The sequence below is a fragment of the Oleiphilus sp. HI0079 genome, assembly GCF_001635105.1.
This window is the reverse complement of record NZ_LWFT01000647.1, coordinates 1-921: the sequence shown is the minus strand read 5'-3', so window position 1 is coordinate 921 and position 921 is coordinate 1. Positions and strand designations below refer to the sequence as shown.

Sequence of the window (921 nt, the reverse complement as noted above, 5' to 3'; positions counted from 1 at the left end):
TCATCGTTTCGGCTGAAACGGCGATTCATGAGTTGTATAGCGGGGGGCGATTAAATTTTGAGTTTGAACGAACTGAGAGTCGTTTGCTAGAAATGCAAAGTGAAGAATATCTGGCATCTGAACACCGCGCTTAGCGCGGGTGTTTTTCCCAAAACTGGTTGGCTGTTGCGATAAACGCCATTGCCGCTTTACCGAGTCGCTTTTTATTGTAGCTTACCGCGCCTAGCTGGCGCTTGATTACTGGATCGGCGACCGGAAGTACATACAAATCCTCATCAATCATTGTATTCGGCAGAACGGACCAGCCCATTCCTACGCTGGCCATCATTTTCATTGTTTCTAGATAGTTCGTTGGAATATTCGCGTTCAAAGATAGGCTGTGTTGCTCAAATACCTTGGCGACGATTCGGTACGTCAAGGTCGATTGTGATGGCAGGATTGCATTGTGTTGTGAAAGTTCTTCTGGCCCAATGCGCTTAAGAGTCGTTAGATTGTGGTCTTTGCCACAGACAAAGCTCATTGGGTCTTGCCAAATCAAATGGGTTGTAAAGTCATCGCGTACTTTTTTTGGGATGGTAATAAAGGCGAGGTCGGCGGTGTTTTCCTGAAGTAGGCTGTACGCACTTTCTGAATCCAGAAAATTGAGTTGAAGGTCAACCGCAGGATAAGAGCTTGCAAACTCCCGTAAGATTAATGGTAAGCGGTGCAGACCGATGTGGTGGCTCGCAACGATACGAAGCTTACCTGAAACCTCTCCGCTCTCATCTTTCACGGCCTGTTTGGCGTTGTCGTACTCATGCAGAATATTTAAGGCGTGGGGCAGCAGGGCTTCACCGCTTTGAGTAAGACGAATCTCTCTTTGCAGGCGCTCGAAGAGTTTGGTGTCTAACCTGCTTTCCAGATTCTGAATCCTTTTGGTGA

2 protein-coding genes are annotated in these 921 nt (G+C 47.3%); one reads left to right on the top strand and one right to left on the bottom strand.

Translation table 11 applies throughout. The annotated features are described in order from the left end of the window. On the top strand, positions 1 to 134 hold a 134-nt coding region (gene zapE, locus A3750_RS24955), incomplete at its 5' end, for an AFG1/ZapE family ATPase (protein WP_156498534.1). Here the strand turns inward: zapE and A3750_RS11695 are convergent. Continuing rightward, the coding region (locus A3750_RS11695) for a LysR family transcriptional regulator (protein ID WP_068548286.1) at positions 131 to 921 on the bottom strand (791 nt) is incomplete at its 5' end. The genes zapE and A3750_RS11695 overlap by 4 nt on opposite strands.